This is a genomic window from Tautonia plasticadhaerens (assembly GCF_007752535.1).
GTDB lineage: Bacteria > Planctomycetota > Planctomycetia > Isosphaerales > Isosphaeraceae > Tautonia > Tautonia plasticadhaerens.
In genome coordinates, this window is sequence record NZ_CP036426.1 from 1,885,272 (window position 1) to 1,901,651 (window position 16,380).

Consider the following 16,380-nt stretch of genomic DNA (forward strand, 5'->3'; position numbering starts at 1 on the left):
GCCCGCGTCCGTCCTTCACCAGTCGAGGGGGCAGGCGATCGCCCGGCCTCGGCTCCCCGCCGCGCCGGCGTCGCAAGCTCACCAGGCTATGCGAGCCGCCTCGGGATCGTCAAGCGGCCCCGTCGTCCGACCGTCGGGCCAGTGATCCCGGCTGCCTCTTTCCCGAGGCCATCGCCTCCCCCAGTCTTCCCCGACACCCCTCGACTCACCGCTCGACGCGACCGCCATGCACGACCTGTACGTCCCAGAGGACGCATTTCCTCTGGTTGGAGCGTCCAACCCGTTGAGATTAGCTCGAATGTCCTCCACAATCGGAAATCCTATGCGTTTTCACGGCCGAACCGAATACACAATTGCCTGACTGCATGAAATTGCCTTGACAGTCGTCAGGACCGTCTTGGATTCTGGAGCGGCACCTCGACGGGGCCGCGTGCCGCCGCAGATCGTCGGGTATGTTGGTGTATTCGCCCGGGTCGATATGAGTCGAGGGGTGCCTGTCGCCTGCCTTGAGAGGGTTGAACGCGATGAAGGGACGAGCGTCTGCATCGAGCCTCGTGCGCCGGAGAGCCCGGCGGGTCGCCTCGCCGACGGCCGAATGGCTCGAGCCGAAGCAACTGCTGGCGATCTTCACGGTGACCTCCGCCGACGACTCCGGGAGCGGCACGCTCCGGGAGGCGATCCAGCAGGCGAACCAGACCGCCGAACAGGACTCGATCCGCTTCAACATCACCCCGCAGGGGACGCAGACGATCGCCCTGCAATCGGCCCTGCCGGCCATCACCGCCCCGCTGACACTCGATGGCACGACGCAGCCGGGCTATGACCCCAGCGACCCGAGCCCGATGATCGCCCTGGACGGGTCGGCGGCCGGAGACTTCGCCGACGGCCTGGTCTTCGAGGTGGCCGCCGGGGCGGGGGCCTCGGGAACCGGTTCGACCGTCCGGGGCCTGGCCATCGGCGGCTTCGACGGCGACGGCATCATCCTCCGGGGAAACGGGCACCTGATCCAGGGCAATTACATCGGGCTCGACCCCACCGGCTCGCTGGACCGGGGGAACGGCGCGGTCGGTCTCGAACTCGAATCGAGCAGCCGGAACACGATCGGCGGCACTTCCCCCGCGACCCGGAACGTGATTTCCGGCAACGCCCTGCACGGCGTCCGAATTAACGCGCTCCAATCGGCCGATGCCACGGCGAACCGGATCATCGGCAACTCCATCGGCACCGATGCGTCCGGGACGCTCGCGATCGCCAACGGCGCGATCGGCGACGGCGGCGACGGCATCAACTTCTTTGGCGGCGGCGGCAACACGGTCGGCGGGCCGACGGCCGCCGAACGGAACGTCATCTCGGGCAACCGCGGCCACGGCATCGAGTTCTTCGGGACCTCGGCCAGCCGCAACACCGTCATCGGCAATTACATCGGCACGACCGCCGACGGCTCCCAGGCCCTCGGCAACGACGACGGGGGTATCTTCGGGCTGGGCAACGCCAATACGATCGGCGGCACGACCCCGTCCGTCCGGAATGTGATCTCGGGCAACGACGGCCCCGGCGTCAGCTTCCAGGGGGGGCTGACCGAGGGCGACGAGCCGGTCCCGAACCTCGTCCAGGGCAATTACATCGGCACCGACGCCTCCGGCGGGAACGCGCTGGGCAACGTCGAGGCCGGGGTCCGGCTCTTCACCGACGACGCGATCGTCGGCGGCGCGGCCCCCGGGGCCGGCAATCGGATCGCCCACACCCGCACGGACGTCTTCGGCCGGGGGGCCGGGGTCGCGATCATCCTCTCCAGCAAGAACAACTCGATCCTCTCCAACGAGATCTTCTCCAACAGCACCCTCGGCATCGACTTCAATCAGAACGACCAGGTCTTGCCGAATGACCCGGACGACGCCGACACGTCGACCGACGGCGTCTCCAACGAGGGGCAGAATTACCCGGTGATCGCCGAGGTCTCCACCGGGGGCGGCGTCACGGTCATCCGGGGGACGCTCGACAGCACCCCCGGCACGACCTTCCGCCTCCAGTTCTTCGCCAACGACCAGGTCGACCCGTCCGGCTTCGGCGAGGGGCGGTCCTTCCTCGGCGAGACGACGGTCCAGGCCAACGCCGAGGGCGACGCCCCGTTCGAGGTCATCCTCCCCGGCCAGTTGTCGAACTCCCAGTACGTCTCCTCCACGGCCACCGACGAGGCCGGGAACACGTCCGAATTCTCCCGGTCCGTCCAGGTCGTCCCCCTGCCGGCCACCGACCTGACCGTGTCGACCTCGTTCAGCCCCAATCCGGCGACCGTCGGCAACGCCGTGACGGTCTCCGTCACGGTGACTAACGCCGGGCCGAATCTCGCGACCGGCGTCGAGCTGACCGACCGCCTCCCCGTCGGTGCCGGCTTCGTCTCCAGCGCCGACGGCTTCCAGCCCGGCGACTCGGGCCTGCTCGTCGCCGAGGTCGGCTCCATCCCCTCGGGCCAGAGCCGGACCCTCACCTACGTCCTCCGCCCGGGAGTGGTCGGCACCGTCTCCAACGACGTCCGGGTCTCGACCGCCGTCATCGACCTGGTGCCGGACAACGACGCGGCCAGCGCCGACCTGATCGTCGAGCCTGAGGCGTCGCAGAGCGTCTTCGCCTTCGCCGCCGACGCCTTCAACGCCGTCGAGTCCGACGGCTCGGTCCGGATCACCGTCAACCGGAGCAACGGCGACGCCCCGGCCTCCGTCCGGTACTCGATCGAGCTGGGGGGCTCGGCCACCGCGGGGTCCGACTACGTCGACACCTCCGGGGTCCTCCAGTTCGCCCAGGGGGAGTTCTCCCGGACCTTCGACATCACCCTCTACAATGACGTCGCCGTCGAGGGGCCCGAGACGGTCAATTTGGTCCTCTCCGAGCCGGGCGGCGATTCGGTGCTGGCGCTCCCGTTCCGGGCCACCCTCACCCTGCTGGACGACGACCCGACTGCGCCCCCTTCGGGGCGATTCCGGCTCGGGGCCGCGGACTTCTCGGCCGTCGAGACCTCGCCGTTCGTCACAGTCCCTGTCGAGCGGGTCGGCGGCTTCGAGGGGGAGGCCCGGGTCCGGATCCGGACCACTCCCCTCTCGGCCGTCCCGGGGGAGGACTTCGAGCCGATCGACTTCGTGCTCGTCTTCTCCGACGGCGACGCCGCCCCCAAACTCATCCAGATCCCCCTGATCGACAACGCCGTCTACGACCCGGACCGGACCTTCGCCGTCGAGCTGAGCGACCCGGTCAACGCCCCGCTCGCCGGGCCGAGCCTCGCGGTGGTGACGATCGTCAACGACGAGCCCGCACCCACCCCGCCCGAACAGCAGCGCTTCCGGTTCACCGCGTCGACGTTCTCGGCCGACGAGGATTCCGGCACGGTCCAGGTGGTCATCGAGCGCGATTCCCCGTCGGGCGCCGCCTCGGTCGTCTTCCGGGCCGAGCCCGGCACCGCCGGGACCGGCCGATTCGTGCCGGTCGACATGAGGGTCGAGTTCGCCGAAGGCGAGACCTCCAAGGTCGTCGAGGTCCGACTGCTCGACGACGACGCCTCCCAGGGCCCCCAGACGGTCCTGCTCTCGCTCACGTCCCCCCTCGGGGGCCCCATCCTGGGCGACCCGAACGCCGCGTCGCTGACGATCCTCGACGACGAGATCCCCCCGCCCCCCCCGCCGCCGGTGCCCGGCACGATCCGGTTCCTGGGCGGGCCGATCACCGTCTCCGAGGACGCCGGCCAGGCCCTGGTCACCCTCCAGCGGGTCGGCGGGTCCGAAGGCCGGATCACCCTGTACGTCGTGCCGATGGCCGGGAACGCCGTCCCCGGCGCCGATTACGACGCCACCCCGATCCCGGTCGTCTTCGAGGACGGCCAGACCGAGGTCACCATCAGCCTGCCGATCCTCGACGACTCGGCGATCGACGGCCAGAAGGCGCTCGGCCTGTTCATGACCCCGCCGACCGGCGGCGCCTCGCTCGACCCGATCGAGGCGATCGTGCTGCTCATCAACGACGACGAGCGCGATCTCGTCGCGCCCACCGTCACCGAGATGGGCTTCGTCGGGCCCGCCCGCTCGCCGATCGGGTTCTCGATCCTCTTCAGCGAGGCGATCGACCCCGGCCGGGCCCTCGACCCGGCCTCCTACACGATCGTCGACACCTCGGGATCGGGCTCGGTCCTGGCGATCTCCGATCTGTCCTACAACCCCGACACCCGGACCGTCGCCCTGGTGACCGCCTCCCCGCTCCGGCTCGGCCGGACGTACCGGGTGATCGTCTCCGGCCAGGGGGCGACCGCCATCACCGACCTCGGCGGCAATCCGCTCGACCCGGCCGGATCCGTGGTCGACCTCTCCCGGGGCACCCAGCAGCAATACCGGGACGCCAATGGCGACCTCGTCTCGCTGAGGATCCAGGGCGGCGGCCTGCTCGACGTGGCCCGGCCACCCGGCGGAGATGCCCAGGTCGTCCGGGTCGTGCCGACCCAGCCCGGCCGCAAGCTCGTCACCGGCAATGTCCAGCGGGCCCGGGGCGTCGGCGACGGGCGGACCAACATCGGGCGGTTCGAGGGCGTCGACCCCTTCGGCCTGGTCAACGTCCGCCTGAACCTCCGGCAATTCGCCTTCGGCGAGCTCGACACCTCGGCCGTCGATGCGGTGCTCGCCTCCTCGGTCCCCTCGACGCTCCGGGCCGCCCGCGGGGCGACCCGGCGTTGAGCCGAACCACCCACCCCCGATCCCTCATCCGATCCGGCCCGGTCCTCATGGACCGGGCCGGATCGGACCGGATCGGTGAGACCGCGGATGGGTCGGCATGCCGACCGGCCCTTCGAGGTTACGGTTCCAGCATCGCGACGAGACGAGACGAGCTGAGACGCGGCGCCGACCCCGACCTCGCCCGGAGACCCGGGCCTCACTCCGGGTCGAGCGGGCTCAATTCCTCGTCGACGAACTTGCCGTCGACCCGGATCGGTTCGCCGTCGAAGGAGACGGTCCCGCCGCCGAACTCGGGGGTCTGGATCTGGACGAGGTCCCAGTGGATCTTCGAGCGGTTGCCGTTGTCGGCCTCGTCGTAGGCGTTGCCGGGGGTGAGGTGGAAGCTGCCGGCGATCTTCTCGTCGAAGAGGATGTCCCGCATCGGCTTCTGGACCTTCGGGTTGCACCCGAGCGACCACTCGCCGACGTACGACGCCCCCTCGTCGGCCCGGAAGATTCGGTTCAGCCGCTCCGAGTCGCCGGCCTCGCACGAGGCCTCGACGATCTTGCCCCGCTCGAAGACGAGCCTGATGCCGTCGTAGGCGGCCCCCTGGTAGATCGTCGGCGCGTTGAAGCGGATCTGCCCCTCGATCGAGTCCCGGACCGGGGCCGTGAACACCTCGCCGTCGGGGATGTTCATCTCCCCGGCGCAAGGGACGACGGGGATCCCCTCGATCGAGAACCGCAGGTCCGTCTCGGGGCCGGTGATGTGGACCTCCCGCGCCGCCTCCATCCGATCGGCGAGCGGCCTCAGCGCCCGCCCGAGCCGCGGGTAATCCACGTTGCAGGCCTCGAAGTAGAAGTCCTCGAACGCCTCGGTGCTCATGCCCGCCTGCTGCGCCATGCCGGGGCCGGGCAGCCGGAGGACGCACCACCGGGTGTTCTTGATCCGGCGCTGGAAGTGGACCGGGGTCATGAAGTGCTCGTTGTAGAGGTTCATGCGGTCCGGGGGCACGTCGGCCAGTTCGCTGATGTTCTGCGAACCCCGCAGGGCGATGTACGCCTGCACGCGATCCATCCGGTACGACTCGGCGTCGGCCCAGGCCCGGAGTTGCGCCTCGGTCGCCTCCTTGAGCTGTTCCCGGATGATCGAGGCCCGCTTCAGGTCGATCAGGGCGGTCGCCCCCATCCGGCTCGCCTTGCGGACGAGCAGCCGGGCGAGGGTGTCGTCCTCCAGGTCGATGCACTCGATCAGCAGCGTCTCGCCCGCCTTCAGCCGAGTCGAGTGGCGGAGCAGGGTCTCCGAGAGGGTATCCCATCGGGGATCGGGCATGGGGGGACTCCGGGGTCGATCAAACCCGGCCCGACCGGGGCGGGGGGAGGCCGGGGGATTGCGAGGGGGCCGGGGCTGGTCTAAGCTGACGCCGGCGAAGGCCGCGACCGAATGGGCGGGGCCGTCGCCATTGTTGGGCAACGCATCGGGCGACGCAAGCGGGGGGAGATGATGGCGGCGAATCCGTTCGACCTGGCCGGCAAGGTGGCGATCGTCACCGGGGGCAACGGCGGCATCGGCCTGGGGATGGCCCGGGGCCTGGCCCGGGCCGGCGCCCGGCTCGCGCTGGTCGGCCGCAACCCCGAGAAGACCGCCGCCGCCGCCTCGACGCTCGCCGAGCAGGCCGGGGTCGACGTCCTCCCGATCACCGCCGACGTCGCCCGGGAGGACGAATGCGGGCGGATCGCCGGGGAGGCCCTCGGCCGCTTCGGCCGCATCGACATCCTGTTCAATAATGCCGGGATCAACATCCGCAAGCCCCCGCACGAGGTGAGCCTGGACGAGTGGCGCGAGGTGATGGACGTGAACCTCACCAGCGCCTTCCTGCTCTCCAAGGCGGCCTACCCGTCGATGAAGGCGGTTGGCGGCGGCAAGATCGTCAACATCGGCAGCATGACGTCGATCTTCGGCTCCGGCTTCGCCCCCGCCTACGCGACGAGCAAGGGGGGCATTGTCCAGCTCACCAAGAGCCAGGCCCTCGCCTGGGCCGCCGACAACATCCAGTGCAACGCCATCCTGCCCGGCTGGTTCGACACCGAGCTGACCCAGAAGGCCCGGACCGAGATCACCGGCCTGCACGAGCGGGTGCTCTCCCGCATCCCCGCCGGCCGCTGGGCCAGCCCCGACGACATGGCCGGCACCGCCGTCTGGCTCGCCAGCCCCGCCAGCGACTACGTCACGGGCGTCGCCATCGCCGTCGATGGCGGCTACGCCGCGATGCTCTGAGGCCGGGTCGCCGGGTCGGTCATTCCCGACCCGGGGACGATCACGCCCGCCCCGGTCCGGTCGACACGACCCGATGACGCGTCGGCACGAACGTCGACCGACTCGCCGATCGGGCCCGGGACCTCAACTCCCCGGAGGGGGGCGAGGGCGGGTCCGATCGGGGCGAGTCGGAGGGGAGTGTGGGTACGGTCTCGGAGATTCCGACCCGTCCCAGGGCGGACGTACTGGGTCAACGGCGGATCGGCGTGTCCTTCGAGGGGTCGGCCTTCGTCCCGGCCTTCGCCTCGACAGCCTTCGCCTCGGCCGGGGGCTCGGCGCCGGTCGAGTCGGGATCCGCTCCCAGGTCGACGTCGACGGACAGGCCCCGCGCCAGGCCGAGCGAGAGTCGGACCTTGATCATCTTCCGATCGGTCTTGGCAGGGGGGGTCGTCCGCTCGGCCGAGGTGCGTTCGAGGTCGCCGGTGCGGGCGGGCCGGGTCGGCGTCGCGACCCCCTCGTACTGCGATTCAACCGTCACGGGGCCCGGGACGGGCACCGTCACCTGGGGAGAGGCCACCGGCTTGCCGTCGACGAACGGGGCGTACTCGGTCCGCTCGGCCTCCCGGTCCCTGTCCGTCCTCGGGTCGACGGCCCGGCCGTCGGTGTCGATGGCCGGCGGGAGGGTCCGGGTGGGCAGCTTCGGCAGGGGCATCGCCGGGGCCGGCACCGCCTCCGGGGCGGGGGGAGGGGCGGGGGCGGGGGTGGCGACCACCATCGGGGCGCCCGGCGCGATCGTCGCGGCGTCGTATTCAATCGGCACGATCGGCAGCAGGCCCCAGGGCGTTGCGGCGAGGGCCGTCGGCACGGCCCCGGCCCGCATGATCCTCGGGGTCGTCGGCCCGCTCACCCCCACCGCGATGGGCGGGGAGGGGACGAGATCGGGCACGCCCGGGTTGGGCGGGACCTCGGGGCTCGACGCCCTGGTCAGCCTCGGATCGACCTCGGGCCTCGCCGGGGCGCGGCCGAGGACCTCGGGGGAGATCAGCAGCAAACGCTCCCGGACCGATTGCGTCCCGTCGCCGACGGCCGACGACTCGACGCCCATGCTCAGGACCAGGCCGTGCCCCTCGGGGACGAGCCACTCGCCCCCCATCTCCCGGCGGGTGACCTCCGGGACCTGGAACTGGACGGTCGACCCCGGGGCCGCCGTCCCGGACTCGACCACGTGGACCGCGGCGATCCGGGAGTCGATCACGTCCACCTTCAGGTGGACCCCCTCCGGGCCGGGCTGGCCGACGAGGTGGATTTGCGAGCCGTCGTCCACCGGCGCGACCACCGGCTTCGGCGAGGTCGGGTCGGGCTCGCCCCCGGCCGACTCGCCCGGCTCCGCGTGGACGACGAAGTGCCGGGTCGAGCAGGTCCCGATCGTCGCCGGGTTGCCGGCGAACGCCGTCACCTTCGGCGCCGAGACGACCCGGGCGTCCTCGGCCTCGGAGAATCGATCCGCCAGCTCCGCCAGGGTCGCCTCATCGGCGACCCATGCGGAACTGCCCGCGCGGTGGCCGCCGAACCGGAGCCGTGGCTGGAAGTCTTCCCTCCAACCCAGTGCCTCGCAGTCGACGAGCCGGATCTCGTAGCGAATCATCCCGGGGGACGCCGCCTCGCCGGCCGGAGGGGCCTCGGGGCCGAGGAGCATCGGGAGCGAGAGCGCGAGGAGAGCCTTCATGCGAGAACCCCCTTCCGTGAAGGTCCGGAGAGCGACGGGCCGATCTGACAGTCCGGCGGAGGCTAGCACCTCCCCCCGATCCCGTCAATCTCAGGATCGGAGGCTCCTGATCGGTCCCCCTTCGGCGGCCCGGGCCGTCGACCTGCGAGGCCCCTTCGCCCCGCGACACGGATCCTCGGCACCGATCCTGCTCTCGAATCCCGTCCGAACGCGGCCCGAACTGGCCAGGATTCGCGCCTTCCTGGTCGCGTCTTCGGGACGCGACGCGCAAGGTCACCTCCACGCGTCATCCCCATCATCCACCCAGGTCGGGGATCGATGAGACCCGATCCCGCCCGACGATCGAAGCAACCGAGCGGAGCCCGACCCGTGAGCGAACCCCAGACGCCCAACTGGGTCCGAGACGCCGTCTTCTACCAGATCTTCCCCGACCGCTTCGCCCGATCGGGGCGGGTCCCCAAGCCGTCCTGCCTGAAGTCCTGGGGGTCCCCCCCGACGGCCCACGGCTACCAGGGGGGCGACCTGCTGGGAGTCGCCGAGCGGCTGGACTACCTGGCCGACCTCGGCGTCAACGCCGTCTACTTCACCCCGGTCTTCCGGTCGGCCTCCAACCACCGCTACCACACCCACGACTACTTGCAGGTCGACCCGATGCTCGGCGGCACCGGGGCCCTGCGGTCGCTGCTCGACCGGGCCCACGACCGGAGCATCCGCGTGGTGCTCGACGGAGTCTTCAACCACGCCAGCCGGGGCTTCTTCCAGTTCCACGACATCCTGGAGAACGGCGAGGACTCGGCCTATTGCGACTGGTTCCACGTCGAGGGCTTCCCGCTCACCGCCTACCACCCCGAGGATCCCCCCAATTACGGCTCCTGGTGGGGCTTGCCCGCGCTGCCGAAGTTCCGGACCGAGACCCCGGCCGTCCGGGAGTTCCTCTGGGGGGTCGCCCGCCACTGGATCGACTTCGGCATCGACGGCTGGCGGCTCGACGTGCCCCAGGAGATCGACGACGACGCCTTCTGGCGGGAGTTCCGCCGCCGGGTCAAGGAGGGCAACCCCGAGGCCTACATCGTCGGCGAGATCTGGGGGGACGGCTCCCGCTGGCTCAAGGGAGACATGTTCGATGCGGTGATGAATTACATCTTCACCAAGGCCTGCATCGCCTTCTTCATCGGCGAGCGGATCGACCGGCGGCACCTCGAGCCCGAGCCGCTCCGGGACGCCCGGCCCGCCGACGCCCTCCAGTTCGCCGACGCGATCGAGCGGATGCTCGGCCTCTACCACCCGAACGTCAACGCCGTGCTCATGAACCTCCTGGGCAGCCACGACACCGCCCGCTTCCGCACCCTGGCCGGCGGGGACGCCTCCTCCCTCCGACTGGCCACCCTCTTCCAGATGACGTTCCCGGGGGCGCCCTGCATATACTACGGCGACGAGATCGGCATGCAGGGCGGGCACGAGCCCGACTCCCGGGGCGCCTTCCCCTGGGACGAGGCCGAATGGGACCTCGACCTCCACGCCGACATCCGGCGCGCCGTCCGACTCCGACACGACCTCCCCGTCCTCCGCCGGGGGTCGTTCCGACGGCTCCACGCCGAGGGTTCGGTCTACGGATTCCTCCGACAACTCAACGACATCCTGGCCGTCGTCCTCCTCAACGCCGGGGGAGGGGCCGAGGAAATCGACGTCGACCTCGGCGTCGCCGTCCCCGACGGCGTCGCCTTCGCCGACCGGCTCGCCCCCGGCTCCTGGCAAACGGAGCAGGGGAGGCTCTCCCGGGTCCGGCTCGGACCCCGGAGCGGCCGGGTGCTCCTCGGCACCTCGGGCCGATGAGCCCCCCCCCGAGATGGCAACTCCCACCCGGCGTCGACCCGGCGCTCTGGGACTACGCCTCCTCCGGCCGCCTGGCCGCCGAGGAGGCCGGCTACTTCGCCGACGACCCCCTGACCCGGGCCGACGAGGAGATCCTCGCCTCCCGATTCGCCGAGCCCTGCGACCTCGTCGACCTCGGCTGCGGCGCCGGTCGGCTCTCCCTCGCCTTCTCCCGGCGGGGGTTCCGGGTCACGGCGGTCGACCTCTCGCTCCCGATGCTCGCCGCCCTCGGCCGTTCCGCCGATGCCGAGGGACTCCTCGTCGCCCGGGTCCGCGCCAACCTCTGCCGCCTCGAAGGGCTGCCGGACGGCCGGTTCGACCTGGCGCTCTCGATGTACAGCACCCTCGGGATGATCTCCGGCGTCGAGGCCCGACGCACGGCCCTCCGGCAGGCCGCTCGGGTGCTCCGCCCCGGGGGCGTCCTCGCCCTGCACGCCCACAACCTCTGGCTCCACCTGAGAGACCCCCAGGGCCGGCGTTGGCTGCTGGGGGAACTCCCGAGGCGGGCCGTCGGCCGCCCCCCCTCCGACCGCCGGATGACCTATCGGGGCATCCCGGGTCTCTCGGTCCACGCCTTCGGTTGGTCGGAGCTGCGGCGAGACCTGGCCTCCGCCGGGTTCCTCGTCGACGAGGTCCTCCCCCTGGATGCGATCACCGCGAGGCCGATCCGGCGGCCCCGGCTGCTCCCCCGGCTCCGGGCCGGGGGCTGGATCGTCTTCGCCCGGACGGCGGGCTGAATCAGGGGGAGGCCGCCGCGTCCTCGGGCAGCTCGTCGGGCTGGGGTGCCCGGTACCTCAGGCGGGGGCTCTCGATGGTGACCGTCGTGAACGGCTCGACGCTCCGGGTCAGCCAGACCGAGGAGCCGATCACGGCGTGATGGCCGATCACGGTGTCGCCCCCCAGGATGGTGGCGTTGGCATAAATCACCACGTCGTCCTCGATCGTCGGGTGCCGCTTGCGGTCCCGGAGGATGACGCCGTTCTCGTCCTTGGGGAAGCTCAGGGCGCCCAGCGTCACCCCCTGGTAGACCTTCACGTTGTCGCCGATCCGGGTCGTCTCGCCGATCACCACCCCGGTGCCGTGGTCGATGAAGAAGCGTCGGCCGATGGTGGCGCCTGGGTGAAGGTCGATCCCGGTCTTGGAGTGGGCGTACTCGGTCATCATCCGGGGGATCAGCGGCACGCCGATCGAGTGCAGGAGGTTGGCGATCCGGTAGATCGTGATCGCGGCGACTCCCGGGTAGCAGAAGATGATCTCGTCGTACGCCTTGGCGGCCGGGTCGCCGTCGAAGGCCGCGGCCACGTCGTCGGCCAGCACCCCTCGAAGCTCGGGCAGCGATTCCAAAAACGACAGGGCGATCCGCTGGGCCCGCCCGGCGTGCTCCTCGACCGGGTCGGCGTCGTCCCCATCGCATTCCAGCCGCACCAGGGCCCGGCAGATCTGGTCGCTGAGGCGGTCGTACAGGCTGTCCACCAGGTCGCCGACGTGATAGCCGACGTTCCTCATCGACAGCCGCTGGCGACGCCCGAATCCGGGGTAGAGGATCTCCCGGAGGTCGGCCAGGATCTCGGTGACCTCCCTGTAGCTCGGCAGGCACGAGTGTCCCAGGTGGTTGATGCCGCCGCACCGCTCGTAGGTCCCCACGATCCGATCGGTCAGCGCGGGGAGCCGGTCCTTGAGGCGAGGGTCGGTGGCCATCGGTCACTCGTCCTGTCGGTCACGAAGGGGTCACGTTCGCTCGACCCCGATTGTACGGGCCGCCCCCCGGCCGCACCAAGGCCGCCGCTTCCCGGGGCCCGCCCGGCGTGGTAGGTTCGAGGTCGTGACGCGGAACGAACTCCCGCCGATTCGCCCGGGCCCGGGGGGCCGGGCCGACCGGCCGAGGCGGCATTCGACGGACCCCTCCGCCTCCCCGATCCCGGGGCGGAGGCGGAGTGACCAGCCCATGAGCGCCCGAGCCCTCTCCCGGCCCTCGACCGACCCCAGCCCCATCTTCGAGCACTTCCGGGGCAATTTCGCCACCGAGTTGCTCACCGCCGCCGTCGCCCATTTCAACGTCTTCGGCCGCCTCGCCGAGCGGCCGAGGGCCGAGGCCGACCTCCGGGCCGAGCTGAAGCTGGCCGATCGCCCGGCGGTGGTCCTCTTCACGGCGCTCCGGGCCATGGGGCTGCTCTCCCGGGACGCCCGGGGGATCCTCGACCTGACCGACCTCTCCCGGGAGCACCTCGTCCCGGGCGGCCCGTTCGACGTGGGGGGCTACCTCGGCCTGGCGGCCCGGAGCCCCGGGGTGCTGGAGATGGCCGACCGCCTGCGGTCGAACCACCCCGCGTCCTCCGGGCCCGCCACCGAGGAGGGCGTGGCCTTCGTCTACCGGGAGGGGATCGAGTCGGCGATGGAACGCGAGGAGTCGGCCCGGTCCTTGACCCTCTCCCTCGCCGGGAGGGCCCGCAACGTGGCCCCGGTGCTGGCCGACGCCTGCCCGCTGCCCGGCTGCCGCAGGCTGCTCGACGTGGGGGGCGGCTCCGGCCTCTACAGCATCGCCTTCCTCCAGCGGCACCCGGAGCTGACCTCGATCGTCTGGGACCGCCCCGAGGTCCTCAAGGTCGCCCGGGAACTGGCCGAGCGGCACGGGGTTTCTGACCGCCTGGAATGCCACCCCGGCGACATGTTCTCCGACCCCGTCCCCCACGGCGCCGACGCCGTCCTGCTCTCCAACATCCTCCACGACTGGGACGTGCCCGAGTGCGTCACGCTGCTCGGGAGGCTGGCCGAGGCGCTCTCCCCCGGCCGGAGGCTGCTGATCCACGACGTCTTCCTCGACGACGCGATGGACGGCCCGCTGCCGGTCGCCCTCTACTCGGCCTCCCTGTTCAGCCTGACCGAGGGCCGAGCCTACAGCGCCGCCGAGTACCGCTCCTGGCTGCTCGACGCCGGCTTCGACCCCGGCCCGATCGTCCCCACGCTGGTGCATTGCGGCGTCCTGCCCGCGGCCCGGGTCTCCTGAGCCCCCGCGCGGGGCCCGATCTGGGCTAGGCAACGCAGTCCCCGGTCGGGTACGTTCTTACATCTTCTCCCCGCCGGGCCGGGCCCGATGGGGCCGATCCCCCAAGGCCGCCTCTCCCCCCCTTCGTCCTCCCATGAACATCAAAGCGACCGACATCCGCCGAGGCATGGTGATCACGATGGACGGCACCAACTACGTCGTCCACGACTTCTACCACCACACGCCCGGCAACCTCCGCGCCATGGTCCAGGCGAAGCTGAAGAACATGCAGACCGGGTCGATCATCGACAAGCGGTTCCGCTCCGTCGACCAGATCGAGGTCCCCTTCGTCGAGTCCAAGGAGTACGAATATCTCTACTCCCAGGGAGACGAGCACGTCTTCATGGACACCTCGACGTTCGACCAGATCTCCTTCCCGCCGGACATGATCGGCGCCTCGATGCCGTACCTGCTGCCCAACACCAAGGTCAGCGTCCGGTACGTCGACGAGAAGCCCGTCTCCGTCGAGTTGCCCGACAGCGTCGAGCACACGATCGTCGACACCCCGCCGTCGATCAAGGGGGCCACGGCCACCAACCAGTACAAGGAGGCCATCACCGAGACCGGCCTCAAGATCAGCGTCCCCCCCTTCATCGGGCCGGGCGAGAAGGTCCGCATCGACACCCGGGACGGCAAGTACGTCGAACGCGTGAAGTGAGCCGAGAGGCGCCGTCGCCCGCACGCCAGACGAGACGAGAACGAGAACGAGACGAGACGAGGCCCCGGCCCGACGTCGGCCCGAAGCACGCCGGCCCGGCCGGGATCGGACCGAATCGACCGCCCCCCGGAGCCTCCCCGACGTGTCCCCCCCGACGGCCCTCCCGCTGCTCCTCGAACTCGTCTCCCTGCCGAGCGTCAACCCGATGGGCCGAGCCGTCGGCGACGGCCCCCCGTACTTCGAGGGACGCGTCTCGGACTACCTGGACGCCTACTTCCGGGACCTCGGCGTCCCCTACGAGCGGCGGACCATCTCCCCCGGGCGGGACAACCTCATCGCCCGCTTCGAGCCCCCCGGCGGCAAGGCCCGCCGCACCCTGCTCTGGGACGCCCACCAGGACACCGTCCCCGCCGAGGGGATGACCGTCGAGCCCTTCCGCCCCGTCGTCGACGGCGGCAAGGTCTTCGGCCGGGGCTCCTGCGACGTCAAGGGCGGCCTCGCCGCCATGCTCGCCGCCTTCGCCCGCCTCGTCCGGGAGCGTCCCGAGGGCGCCGCCCGGGTCCTCATGGCCTGCACCGTGGACGAGGAGTACACCCACACCGGCTCCTCCGCGCTCGCGGCCCAGGGGCTCGCCGTCGACCTCGCCGTCGTCGCCGAACCGACCATGCTCCGGGTCGTCACCGCCCACAAGGGGGCCGTCCGCTGGAAGGTAGTCACCGAGGGGGTCGCCTGCCACAGCTCCCGGCCCCAGGACGGGGTGAACGCGATCTACCGGATGGCCCGGGTCCTCTCGGTGATCGAGCCCTTCGCCCTCTGCCTCCGGGAGGCGACGCCCGACCCCGTGCTCGGACCCCCGACCCTCTCCGTCGGCCGGATCGAGGGGGGGCAGAGCGTCAACGTCGTCCCCGACTCCTGCGCCATCGACCTCGACCGACGGGTCATCCCCGGTGAGGACGTGGAGGGGGTCCGCCGGCAGCTCCAAGACGCGCTGGTCGCCGCCCTCGGCGACTCCGCCCCCTTCTCCTTCACCGAGCCCTGGGTCCGGATGCCCTCGCTCTCCCCCGAGTCCTCCCGAGGCTGGGTCGAGCCGGTCCGGGACGCGATGGCCCGCGCCCTCGGCGAGCGCCCCGAGATCTCCGCCGTCCCCTACGGCACCGACGCGGGCCCCCTCTCCGCCTCGGGGATCCCCGCCCTCGTCATCGGCCCCGGCGACATCGCCCAGGCCCACACCAAGGACGAGTGGATCGCCGTCGACCAGCTCGAACGGGCCGTCGAGGCCTACTACGCCCTCGCCTGCCACCTGGGCAACGCCGATCCGACCTGATCGGCGAGGGACCCCGTTCGCCGACCCAGGCAGCTCGGCCTCCCGCCCGGCGTGCCCGAGCCTTGTTCCCCCTCCCGCGAAATGATCAGGGGAGGATGCCGCCCCCGCCGAGCAGTTCGCGCTCGATCCGGTTGAGGATGCGCTGTTCCAGGGCGAAGTCCCTCCCCTTGGGGATCCAGCCCAGGGGGGGGGCGATCGGCCCGATCACCTCGCGCGACCGATTGATCTGGAAGTCCTGGGGGAAGGCCGCCTGGCCGCCGTTCTGGCGCTCGGGTCGGTCGAGGAACTCCAGCTCCTTCCAGACCTCCACGTCGATGGCGAAGCCCTCGGCGACCGGCTCGACCCTGGCGATCGCGAACCGCCGGTAGGTCTGCAAGGTCGCCTCCAGGCGCTGCCGGAGGCCGACCGAGTCCCGACGCCAGGGCTCGACGATCGTCGCCGCCGTCTCCGGATACGTGCTGATCCGGCGGGCGAGGCGATTCTCCTCGTCGATCTCGAAGTCCTCGTCGACCGCGTGGACGGTGGCGTCCCAGGCGGCGTCGAAGCTCGTCGTGCGGACGACGAGCGGGTTCGCGTGGATGGGCTGGTTGCGGAGGGTCCCGCAGCCGGTCAGGCCCGACGGGGCGATCACCGCCGCGAGCATCGCGGCCTGGACGGGCCTGAATCGCATCATCACGGTCCTCGGCTCGGGCTCGGCGATCGGGCTCGGGCCGGGGGCAGGGGGGAGGTGCGAGGGGAGCGGGGCCGGAGCCGGGATCGGGACGGGGCACCCGGCTCGGGGATCGGCTCCCCAGGCCCGGGCGCGGCGT

At 71.3% G+C, this 16,380-nt stretch carries 11 protein-coding genes; 7 read left to right on the forward strand and 4 right to left on the reverse strand.

Annotation, left to right across the window (positions count from 1 at the left end):
- Positions 1-524: 524 nt before the first annotated feature.
- Entirely contained in the window at positions 525-4,712 is a 4,188-nt protein-coding gene (locus ElP_RS07325; protein WP_145267989.1) for a Calx-beta domain-containing protein, read from the forward strand.
- Between the two features lie 196 nt (positions 4,713-4,908).
- On the opposite strand, the gene ElP_RS07330 is transcribed toward ElP_RS07325, so the two are convergent.
- Positions 4,909-6,024, reverse strand: a complete 1,116-nt coding sequence (locus tag ElP_RS07330; protein ID WP_145267990.1) for an aminopeptidase — start codon at positions 6,022-6,024, stop codon at positions 4,909-4,911.
- Between the two features lie 171 nt (positions 6,025-6,195).
- On the opposite strand from ElP_RS07330, the gene ElP_RS07335 reads away from it, so the two are divergent.
- On the forward strand, positions 6,196-6,969 hold the full coding sequence (locus ElP_RS07335) for an SDR family NAD(P)-dependent oxidoreductase (protein ID WP_145278286.1): 774 nt from the start codon (positions 6,196-6,198) through the stop codon (positions 6,967-6,969).
- Between the two features lie 229 nt (positions 6,970-7,198).
- Here ElP_RS07335 and ElP_RS07340 read toward each other — a convergent pair whose 3' ends face one another.
- Complete coding sequence (locus ElP_RS07340) at positions 7,199-8,674, reverse strand: hypothetical protein (protein WP_145267991.1); 1,476 nt, start codon at positions 8,672-8,674, stop codon at positions 7,199-7,201.
- 318 nt (positions 8,675-8,992) lie between these two features.
- On the opposite strand from ElP_RS07340, the gene ElP_RS07345 reads away from it, so the two are divergent.
- Both ElP_RS07345 and ElP_RS07350 read left to right on the forward strand, forming a co-directional pair.
- Complete coding sequence (locus ElP_RS07345) at positions 8,993-10,507, forward strand: glycoside hydrolase family 13 protein (RefSeq protein WP_145267992.1); 1,515 nt, start codon at positions 8,993-8,995, stop codon at positions 10,505-10,507.
- Positions 10,504-11,283: a class I SAM-dependent methyltransferase gene (locus ElP_RS07350; RefSeq protein WP_145267993.1), complete on the forward strand. Its 780-nt coding sequence runs from the start codon at positions 10,504-10,506 to the stop codon at positions 11,281-11,283. The genes ElP_RS07345 and ElP_RS07350 overlap by 4 nt, the downstream gene beginning before the upstream one ends.
- A 1-nt stretch (position 11,284) precedes the next feature.
- Here ElP_RS07350 and ElP_RS07355 read toward each other — a convergent pair whose 3' ends face one another.
- Positions 11,285-12,244: a serine O-acetyltransferase gene (locus ElP_RS07355; protein ID WP_145267994.1), complete on the reverse strand. Its 960-nt coding sequence runs from the start codon at positions 12,242-12,244 to the stop codon at positions 11,285-11,287.
- Positions 12,245-12,491: 247 nt separating this feature from the next.
- Here ElP_RS07355 and ElP_RS07360 point away from each other — a divergent pair, with 247 nt between their 5' ends.
- From ElP_RS07360 to ElP_RS07370, 3 genes are all read left to right on the forward strand, one after another.
- Positions 12,492-13,550 carry a methyltransferase gene (locus tag ElP_RS07360; RefSeq protein WP_145267995.1) on the forward strand — a complete coding sequence of 353 codons (1,059 nt, stop codon included), beginning with the start codon at positions 12,492-12,494 and terminating at the stop codon, positions 13,548-13,550.
- Positions 13,551-13,683: 133 nt separating this feature from the next.
- On the forward strand, positions 13,684-14,247 hold the full coding sequence (gene efp, locus ElP_RS07365; RefSeq protein WP_145267996.1) for an elongation factor P: 564 nt from the start codon (positions 13,684-13,686) through the stop codon (positions 14,245-14,247).
- 142 nt (positions 14,248-14,389) lie between these two features.
- The gene (locus ElP_RS07370) at positions 14,390-15,571 is read left to right on the forward strand and encodes a M20 family metallopeptidase (protein WP_231749549.1); all 1,182 of its coding nucleotides are present in this window, start codon (positions 14,390-14,392) and stop codon (positions 15,569-15,571) included.
- An 85-nt stretch (positions 15,572-15,656) separates the two neighbouring features.
- Here ElP_RS07370 and ElP_RS07375 read toward each other — a convergent pair whose 3' ends face one another.
- A complete protein-coding gene (locus tag ElP_RS07375; protein WP_145267997.1) occupies positions 15,657-16,244 on the reverse strand; it encodes a hypothetical protein in 588 nt (195 codons plus the stop codon).
- Between the last annotated feature and the right edge of the window lie 136 nt (positions 16,245-16,380).